This window comes from Streptomyces sp. MnatMP-M17, from assembly GCF_900091995.1.
Taxonomy (GTDB): domain Bacteria; phylum Actinomycetota; class Actinomycetes; order Streptomycetales; family Streptomycetaceae; genus Streptomyces.
The window spans coordinates 1-9,590 of the sequence record NZ_FMDK01000407.1 but is presented as its reverse complement, the minus strand read 5'-3'; the positions used below and the strand labels follow the sequence as shown (position 1 = coordinate 9,590).

Sequence of the window (9,590 nt, the reverse complement as noted above, 5' to 3'; positions counted from 1 at the left end):
TACGGCGGGCCGCCTCCGCGTCGATCGCCTCCATGTCCAGCTCGGCGGGCGGCACGATCTCCAGGTCGACACCGTCGTTGATCCAGCGGGTCCGCACCCCGATGGAGTTGAGCACCTCCAGGAGCCGGAACACCTCCTCGATGCGCGCCACCCGGCGCAGTACCGTACGACCCTTGTTCAGCAGCGAGCCGCAGAGCAGTGCCACACACGCGTTCTTGCTCGTCTTGACATCGATGGCCCCGGAGAGCCGGCGCCCGCCGACCACCCGCAGATGCATGGGCCCGGCATAGCCGAGCGACACGATTTCACTGTCGAGCGCCTCACCGATGCGCGCGATCATCTCAAGGCTGATGTTCTGGTTACCGCGCTCGATGCGGTTCACCGCGCTCTGGCTGGTGGCCAGGGCGTCGGCGAGCTGGGTCTGTGTCCAGCCCCGGTGCTGGCGCGCGTCTCGGATGAGCTTGCCGATGCGTACGAGGTAGTCGTCTGCCATAGGGGCAGGTTATCTCAGTTGTGAGATAAGAGTGATACTGGGGCGTGCCGTTGGAGTGACGGCCACCCGGGTGTATCCGGACTGGCCATAGAGCCGGGAAATCCCTCGGATTCCTCCTGAGGACGACCCGGACAGCCCAGAGGACGGACCTCAGGGCAGGCCTGGCGGACAGCCCGGACCTATGTCCGGGCCGGCCACCCATGTCCGATCCTGTGCACCTGGGGGCCGTCCCGGCAACCGCTGCGCCGCTGTACGGGTGAGCCGTACGGGCGAGCTGTACGGACGAGCCGTACGGGTGGTCAGACGAGCTTCACTCCGGGCCGGCCCGCCTCGGTCACATAGGAGACACGGGTCGAGACGGGAGCGCCGGGAGTGGTCACATACGGAAGCACCCGGAAGTCGGCGCGGCAGGTCTTCGGAGTCAGTGAGCAACGGACGTATCCGCGCTGGAAGTTGGTGAACTTGATATGGGAGTTGGCCGCGAGCAGATTCGCTCCCGAGGGATCCAGATCCATACCGTCCTTGCCGGTCGCGATCGAACTGCCGACGAATTCGACACCGACCGTCGGTGAGTCCGGATCGTCGTAGTTCCGCTTGAGATCGGCGGCGAGATGGCGGTGCATATCGCCGGTCAGTACGACGGGATTGTTCACGTCGCGGTCCGTGAACTGCTGGAAGAGCCGTTGGCGCGAGGCCGCGTAACCGTCCCAGAAGTCCATGACGAACGACTGGCCGGGACCCGGATCGGTGTCCACCTGGCCGACGGGAATCTGCTGAGGGATGAGATTCCAGGTCGCGTCGGAGCGCCCGAGGCCGCGGTAGAGCCATCGCTCCTGCTCCGCGCCGAGAATGCTGCGCTCGGGCAGCAGCCGTTCGGCGCAGCCGCTCCTGGTGCCGTCGCCGCACGGCTGGTCGTCACGGAAGAGCCGGGTGTCGAGGATATGGAACGTGGCCATCCGGCCGTACCGCAGACTCCGGTACATACGGGCGTCGAAGCCTCGCGGCTTGTTCGGCAGCCGCAGCGGAAGGTGCTCGTAGTACGCCTGGAAGCCCGCCGCGGCCCGTGCGCGGAAGACCGCCGGATCCTGGTCGGCCTCGTTGTCCAGCTTGGAGATGTCGCGCGCCCAGTTGTCCTCCACCTCGTGGTCGTCCCAGACGACGGCCCACGGATGGGCCTGATGGGCGGCGATGAGATCGGGATCGAAGCGGTGCAGCGCGTGCCGGTTGCGGTACTGGGTGAGATCCATCGGCTCGGGCCGCAGTTCGGCGGCCACCGGGACCTTCCGTACTCCGCCCATCGCGTCGATCGGGTTCTCGTAGATGTAGTCCCCGAGATGGAGGACGAGGTCGACGTCCTCCTCGGCGAGATGCCGGTACGCGGTGTAGAAGCCCTCGAACCACGCCTGGCAGGACGCGAAGGCGAAGTTCAGGACCTTGGGACGGCTGAACGGGGGAGGCGCGGTACGGGTACGGCCCACCGGGCTGACGACTCCGCCGGCCCGGAAACGGTAGTAGTACTGACGCCCCGCCAGCAGGCCCGAGACCTCGACATGGACGGAGTGGGCGAGTTCGGCCACCGCGCGGGTCCGCCCTCGGCGGACGACATGGCGGAAGCGTTCGTCGAGGGCCACCTCCCAGTGGACGTCCACGGGATACGGCGCCATCCCGCCGGTGCCGTCGGGAGCGAGCGGATGCGGTGCGAGCCGGGTCCACAGTACGAAACCGTCCGGCCAGGGATCGCCGGACGCGACGCCCAGGGTGAATGGGTCCTCGCGGAACCGCTCCGCGGCCTTGGCGTCGGTGGCCGACAGTCCGCTCGCGGCGAGTGCCAGCGCGGCGGTGCCGGCGCCGAGCACCGCCCGTCTCTCCAGGCCTCTGATGCCGCCGGTTCCACTGTTCATTCTCATGAAGGCTGGTCCGTTCGTCGTGCGCGATCCCGCCCGCCCGAGGGCGGAATCCCGCGTGATTTAACGTCCGTTCATGTGGTAATCACACGGTGACTATCACACGGGGATCGTGGGCCACAAGGGCACCCGCCGTGGGGGTGCAATGCCCGGCGCGACGCTTGTCCCGGGCGCCCTGTATGAGGAGTTCGGTCACGCTATGAGATGGGTGGTCGAGCGCGTCGGTAACACTCTTGACACCTCTCGCGGGGGGCTCATAGTCTCCACGCCACAGAATTCACGTTAGATTTCACATTCAAAGATGGTCGTCTTCACGGCAGACAGGTGACGACGAGCGGACGAACGGACGAACAGCCGACGGCGCCGCGCCGCTCCCGGCGCGCAGGAAGGACATGCTCGTGTCCCTGCGGCCCTATGCCCTGCGATGTGACCACCGCACCACTCCGCTGGGAATCGACGAGCCCGCGCCGCTGCTCTCCTGGCGTCTGATGTCCGATCACCAGGGTGATGATCCGACCGCCTATCGGATCCGGGTCGCGGAACGGCCGGAGGATCTGGACGACGGCGGCCGGGCCCGCTGGGACTCGGGCCGGGTCGACGATCCGGACGCGATCGGCGCGCTGTACGAGGGACCCGCGCTCCGGGCCCGTACGCGCTACCACTGGCGGGTCGCCGTATGGCCGGGCGGTACGGCGGAACCGGCGGAGGCCACCTCCTGGTTCGAGACGGGAATGTCCGTCACGGCGTCAGGAGTACGGTCGGCGCCGCCGGTCACGTCGCTGGGCGTTCCGTCGTCCGACGCGCCGTTGTCCGATGTGCCGTTACCGGATGTACCGTCAGGCACCGGCCCCTGGCGGGCCTCCTGGATCGCCCACGATCCCGATCCCATCGACGTCATGGACGCGCCCACCGAGGGCGAGCGCGCCCTGGACGACCACGGTCTCGCGCCCTGCCCGCTCTTCCGCCGTACCTTCGCCTCCGCCGCCGCAACGCACGCCCGTCTCTATGTCAGCGCACGCGGGCTCTACGAGGTCCGGCTCAACGGGACCCGTGTCGGCGACGCGGAACTCGCGCCCGGCTGGACCGACTACAGCCGCCGGATCCAGTACCAGACGTACGACGTGACGGAGCTGATCCGGTCCGGCGAGAACGTCCTCGCGGCGACCGTCGCCGACGGCTGGTGGAGCGGATTCGTCGGCTTCGAACCACGCAGGGCCGGAGCCCACTACGGCTCACATCCTCAGTTTCTCGCCGAGCTGCATCTCACCGACACGGACGGCCGAACCACGACGATCGTCACCGATGACATCTGGCGCACCCACACAGGGGCGATCCGCCATGCCGATCTGCTCATGGGCGAGTGCCACGATCTGCGGTACGCGGCCGACGGCTGGGGGCTGCCCGGCTTCGACTCCTCCGACTGGTCACCGGCGCTGATCGCGGACACCGGCCACCAGCTGCTCGTGGCCTCCGTGGACGAACCCGTACGGGTGACGGCCGAACTGCGCCCGCGTTCCATCACCCGCCTCCGCGACGGTGTCCATGTGGTCGACTTCGGTCAGAACCTGGCAGGCCGGTTACGGCTCCGCGTCGACGGACTGGCCTCCGGCGCTCGTGTGGTCGTACGCCATGCCGAGGCGCTGGACGAGACGGGCGGGCTCTATACGGCGAATCTGCGCACCGCCGCCGCCACGGACGTCCTGATCGGCGACGGCCGTACACCCGTCGTCTTCGAGCCGCGCTTCACCTACCACGGCTTCCGGTACGCGGAGATCAGCGGAGTCGCCCGGCTCGGCGCCGACGATGTGGTCGCCGTCGCACTGCACTCCGACACGCCGTGGACCGGTGAGTTCGACTGCTCGGATCCCGGGATCCGGCGGCTGTACGACTGTGTGGGCTGGGGACAGCGTTCCAACTTCGTCAGTGTGCCGACCGACTGTCCGCAGCGCGACGAGCGGCTCGGCTGGCTCGCCGACGCACAGGTCTTCCTTCCCACCGCCGCGCTCAACGCCGATGTCGCCGCGTTCTTCACCAAGTGGCTGCGCGATGTGGACGATGCCCGCACGCCGGACGGCGGCTTCACCAATGTCGCGCCGCGCCTCGTCGGAGTCGCCGACGAAGGCGCTCCGGGCTGGGGCGATGGCGGTGTGATCATCCCTTGGCATCTCTACCGTACGTATGACGATCCGCGTTTCCTCTCCCGTGCGCTGCCCGGTATGCGCGCCTGGGTCGATCTGATCCACCGCCACAACCCGGATCTGATCTGGCGCCGGCGTGTGGGCCCGCACTTCTCCGACTGGCTCGCGCCCGGCACTCCCACTCCGCGCGATGTCATCGCCACCGCCTACTTCGCGCACAGCGCCCGTCTCACCGCGCGGGCCGCCGACGCCCTGGGACAGCGGGATGTCGCGCGCCACTACCACCGGCTGGCCGCCGACATCCGCGAAGTCTTCGTCGAACGGTTCGTCACCACCGCGGACGACGGCGCCACCGTACGCCTCGCGGGCGACACCCAGACCGGCTATCTCATCGCGCTCGCCTTCGGCCTGCTGCCCGAGGACGGCGTAGCCGCCGCCGCGCACCGGCTGGCGGAACTGATCGGGACCGCAGGGCCCGCACTCCAGACCGGCTTTCTCGGTGTCGCGCTCGCCGCGCCCGTGCTGGACGCGTACGGACGGGACGATCTCGCCCATGCGCTGCTGCGCCGTACGGAGGTGCCCTCCTGGCTGTTTCCGCTGCGCCATGGCGCCACCACCATCTGGGAACGCTGGGACGGCTGGACTCCGGAGACGGGATTCCGTGCGCCGTCCATGAACTCGTTCAACCACTACGCGCTCGGCTCGATCGGCGAGTGGCTCTACCGCGGTGTCGCGGGCCTCGACCAGAGCGCGGACTCCACCGGATACCGGAAGCTGAGCATCCGCCCTCGTCCCGGCGATCTCACGCACGCGAGCGCCCGCTACGAATCCGTACGCGGCACGGTCGCGGTGGACTGGCGGCGCGACGGCGACCGGCTCGATCTCGGTGTGCAGGTGCCGCCCGGAGCAACCGCCGAGGTCCGTGTGCCCACCAGCGAGCCGGGCTCGGTCCGGGCGTCGGGCGCGGAGTCGGCGGACGGCGGCGACGGCAGTGACCGAGGCCCTGGGTACGACCACATCTCGCTGGTGGCGACCGGGTCCGACCATGCCGTCTACCGCGTCGCTTCCGGCCGCTACCGCTTCACCGCAGTCCTTCCACCGGTCCAGGTTCCGGCTGCGGCTGCGGCTCCGGCGAACCGGCCCTCGGTCACCGCACGCGTGCGCACCACGAGCCGACGCCCACCAAGCCCGGCGGCGCCGTCGTTCGCCGGCTCCCACGAGGAGGACGCACCATGACCATGGGTTCTCATACGGCCGGCGGCACGGATACAAGCACAGGGATGGGTACGATCAGCCGCCGGGGCTTCCTTCGTATCGGCAGTGGCGCCGCCGCCCTCGCCGCGCTTCCTCCGGTCCTCACCGCCTGCTCCGGTTCAGGCAGCGGCGGCTCGGGACAGATCCGTATCGTCGGCGTCGCCGACCAGCAGAAGCCGATAGCCGAACTGCTCGCCGAGTACCGCAAGAGCCGTCCGGACGACCGCTTCAGCACCTCCTTCGCGCCCACCGACCAGGTGCAGACCGTCGTACGCACCCAGCTCGCCGGCGGCAACGCGCCCGATGTCCATGTGCTGTTCCCGGGCAGCGGCAGCGCGATGTCCATGGTCGAGCTGGCCAAGGCCGGGCTCCTCACCGACCTCGGCGACCAGAAGTGGACCGAGGGCATCCCCAAGAATTTCGACGCCGCCTACCGGTACGAGGGCAAGACGTATCTGTATTCGGCGGGCAGCAGCGTCATAGGGGCCATCTACAACAAGAAGGTCTTCGCGGAGGCCGGCGTACGGCCGCCCGGAACATGGGCCGGACTGCTCGATGTCTGCGCCAGGCTCAAGGCCCGGGGTGTGGTGCCGATCGCACTCGGCACCCAGACGGCCTGGGTCACCCAGCTCATCACCTACGCGCTGGTCCCCAACGCCGTCTACGCCAAGAACGCCGGTTTCGACCGCGAGATGGCGGCCGGGCGCGCCACCTTCGCCGACTCGGGCTGGGCCGACGCGATGGGCAAGTACCAGGAGCTCCAGCGCCGGGGCTTCTTCAACGACAATCCCAACGGCACCACCTATGAACAGCAGACCGCGCTGGTCGCGAGCGGCAAGGCGGCCATGGCCGTCCAGGTGTCCGCCGTCCTCGCCAACTTCCGCGCCGCCGCCGCGTCGCCCGACGACCTGGGCATGTTTCCCTTCCCCGGCGGCGACGATCCCGACCGGCTGTGGATTCCCGCGGGCATCGTCGTCGGTCTCGGTGTCGCCGCGCACGCCAAGAACACCGCCAGGGCCAAGGAGTTCATCGCCTTCCTCGGACAGCAGGAGAACATCGACCGCTGGGCCACGGCGGTCTCGGCCATCCCGTTCAAACGCGGTCCGGCCACGAAGATCGATCCCGTACTGGACGAGTTCCTGCCCATCATCGACGCCAACCGCGCCGTGCCGTTCATGGACCAGAGCTGGCCCAACGCCGAGGTGCAGCCCGCCCACTTCGCGGCCGTACAGGACATGCTCGCGGGCAAGAAGGACGTCAAGGGCGCGCTGGGACAGATGGACAAGGCCTACGGGAAGAAGTCGTGAACTCCCTTCCCGAGGGCACCACTTCGGGCCCCGGCACCACCAGCTCGGACACGGTCACGGGCGTGAGCACGGGCACGGGCACGGTCGCCAAGGCAGGGCGCCCGGGCCGGGCCCGTCCGCCGCGGCCTCCGCTCCCGCGCCGGGCCCGTCGCGATCCCACCGTCCCGCCGTGGATCTTCGTCGTCCCGGCGCTCGCCGTGTACGCGGTCGTCGTGCTCTACCCGAGCCTCGCCGGTGTGCTCTACGCGTTCACCGACTGGTCGGGCGTCGGTGCCTTCTCCTTCGTCGGCCTGGACAACTTCCGTACGCTGCTGGACGACGACCGGGCCCTGGAGTCGGTCGGAAACACGCTGCTGCTGACCCTCGCCGTGGTCGTCGTCCAGAACGGCATCGGTCTGCTGCTCGCGCTCGGAGTCAACGCCGAGATCAGATCCCGGTCGCTGCTGCGTGTCATCTTCTTCGCTCCGGCCGTCGTCAGCCCGGTCATGGTCGCGTTCCTGTGGAAGTACGTCTACAACCCGGACAACGGCGCCGGTCTCAACGCCATCCTCGGCGCCGTCGGCCTCGACGCTCTGCGCCAGGACTGGCTGGGCGATCCCTCGCTCGCGCTCTGGTCCGTGGCCGCGATGGTCGTATGGCAGTACGCGGGCTACTCGATGGTGGTCTTCCTCGCCGGGCTCCAGGGCGTGCCCGCCGAACTCCACGAGGCCGCCAGAATCGACGGCGCGGGCACCTGGCAGCGCTTCCGCTATGTCACCTGGCCGCTGCTGGCCCCGGCGCTGACCATCAATCTCATGCTGTCCACCATCGGCGGACTCAAGCTCTTCGACCAGGTCTACGCCGCCACCAACGGCGGTCCCGGCACAGCGAGCGAGACGCTGTCGACCGTGCTGTACAAAGAGGCCTTCGTCTTCGGCAAGTTCGGCTACAGCACCGCCGTCGCCCTTGTCCTCGCGCTCTTCGTCGCCGCCGTCTCCCTGGTCCAGCTCCGCTATCTGCGCGCCCGGGAGGTCACCGCGTGAGCACCACCGCGTCCGTGAGCACCACCGCGTCCCGGCGCCGCGGCTATGGGCGCTACGGCCTCGAACTGGTCATGGCCGCCGCCGCCGTTGTCTTCCTCTTCCCTGTGTACGCCCTGGTCGGCCTGGCGATGAAGGACCCGCGCCAGATCGCCGAGTCGCCGCTCTCGCCGCCGCTCCCGCCGACCTTCGCCAACTTCGGCAACGCATGGTCCTCCGCGTCCCTCGGCCCGGCCCTGGTCAGCAGCACGGTCATCACCGTCGCCGGCCTGCTGCTGCTCATCGCCCTCGGCTCCACGGGCGCGTACTATCTCGCGCGCCGCGCCCGAGGACTCGGCTACGGGCTCTACATCCTCTTCCTGCTGGGCATCGTGCTGCCCTTCCAGCTCGGGATGATCCCGCTGTACAAACTGGTCGACAGCCTCGGCTGGCTCGGCACGTACCAGGGCATGGTGCTCTTCTACACGGGCATCCAGCTGCCGTTCACCGTCTTCCTCTACACCGGTTTCATCCGCGCCCTGCCGCCGGACTACGCGCAGGCCGCGCTCATCGACGGCTGCGACCACCGCCAGGCGTTCACCAGGATCGTCTTCCCGCTGCTGCGGCCGATCACCGGCACCGTGATCATCCTGAACGCCGTCTTCATCTGGAACGACTTCTTCACTCCGCTGCTCTACCTGGGCGGTTCGGGCAAGGAGACCGTCCCTGTGGGCGTGTTCTCGTTCGTCGGCCAGTACGTCTCGGACTACGGTCTCGTCTTCGCGGGTCTGGTCCTGGCTGCGCTGCCCATTCTGGTGGTCTTCCTGCTGCTCCAGCGTTATGTGATCAAGGGTTTCGCGGGCGGACTCAAGGGCTGAGCGCGCACGGGGGTCGAGTGCCCGGAGTTCCAGGGGACGGGGGCTTTCAAGGGATCGAGATCGAGGACAGGTTCATGGTGTACGGAAAGCTTCCCGCGGACATCGAGGCGGTCCTGGCCGGACCGCCTCGCGCCTTCTCGCCCACCGCCATCTGGTGGTGGAGCGGTGAACGGCTCGACCGGGCGCGGCTCCGCGCCCAGCTCGAACGCTTCGCGGAGGGCGGCGTGTTCAACCTCGTGCTCCTCAATCTCGCGCCGTCCGGGCCGCTGTTCGGCGCCGACGCCGACGATCCGCCGTTCATGTCCGAGGAGTGGTGGAGCCTGCTCGAAGGCGTCTGCGACGACGCGCACACGCTCGGTGTACGCCTCTGGTTCTACGACCAACTCGGCTTCTCCGGCGCCGATCTCCAGGCGCGGCTCGTCGACGAGGAACCGGTCTGCGCGGGCCGCCGGCTCGAACGCGTCCGTACGGATGTCGAGGTCGGGACCGAGAGGGACGGCGCCGGAGAGCTGCACTGCCCGGCGCACGGACAGCCTCTCGCGGCCGGCGCCGTACGGCTCGACGGCGACGGCCGGTGTACGGGACCCACGGTCCCGCTCGCCGTGGACGGGCGGGCCG

General features: G+C 69.0%; 6 protein-coding genes and 1 pseudogene. 5 read left to right on the top strand and 2 right to left on the bottom strand.

Translation table 11 applies throughout. The features are described 5' to 3' along the window. On the bottom strand, positions 1-493 hold a 493-nt coding region (locus GA0115259_RS18810), incomplete at its 3' end, for a helix-turn-helix domain-containing protein (RefSeq protein WP_141716617.1). A 299-nt stretch (positions 494-792) separates the two neighbouring features. Further along, on the bottom strand, positions 793-2,394 hold the full coding sequence (locus tag GA0115259_RS18805) for an alkaline phosphatase D family protein (RefSeq protein WP_093598313.1): 1,602 nt from the start codon (positions 2,392-2,394) through the stop codon (positions 793-795). Positions 2,395-2,789: 395 nt separating this feature from the next. Between GA0115259_RS18805 and GA0115259_RS18800 the strand changes: the two genes are divergently transcribed. From GA0115259_RS18800 to GA0115259_RS18780, 5 genes and pseudogenes are all read left to right on the top strand, one after another. After that, complete coding sequence (locus tag GA0115259_RS18800; RefSeq protein ID WP_093598310.1) at positions 2,790-5,771, top strand: alpha-L-rhamnosidase; 2,982 nt, start codon at positions 2,790-2,792, stop codon at positions 5,769-5,771. 44 nt (positions 5,772-5,815) lie between these two features. Next, on the top strand, positions 5,816-7,096 hold the full coding sequence (locus GA0115259_RS18795) for an extracellular solute-binding protein (RefSeq protein ID WP_093598307.1): 1,281 nt from the start codon (positions 5,816-5,818) through the stop codon (positions 7,094-7,096). Beyond that, the gene (locus GA0115259_RS18790) at positions 7,093-8,118 is read left to right on the top strand and encodes a carbohydrate ABC transporter permease (RefSeq protein ID WP_256098044.1); all 1,026 of its coding nucleotides are present in this window, start codon (positions 7,093-7,095) and stop codon (positions 8,116-8,118) included. Before GA0115259_RS18795 ends, GA0115259_RS18790 begins: the two co-directional genes overlap by 4 nt. Then, entirely contained in the window at positions 8,115-8,972 is an 858-nt protein-coding gene (locus GA0115259_RS18785; RefSeq protein WP_256098043.1) for a carbohydrate ABC transporter permease, read from the top strand. Before GA0115259_RS18790 ends, GA0115259_RS18785 begins: the two co-directional genes overlap by 4 nt. A 74-nt stretch (positions 8,973-9,046) precedes the next feature. Next, positions 9,047-9,590 (top strand): annotated as a pseudogene (locus tag GA0115259_RS18780) (hypothetical protein); the annotation flags it as partial.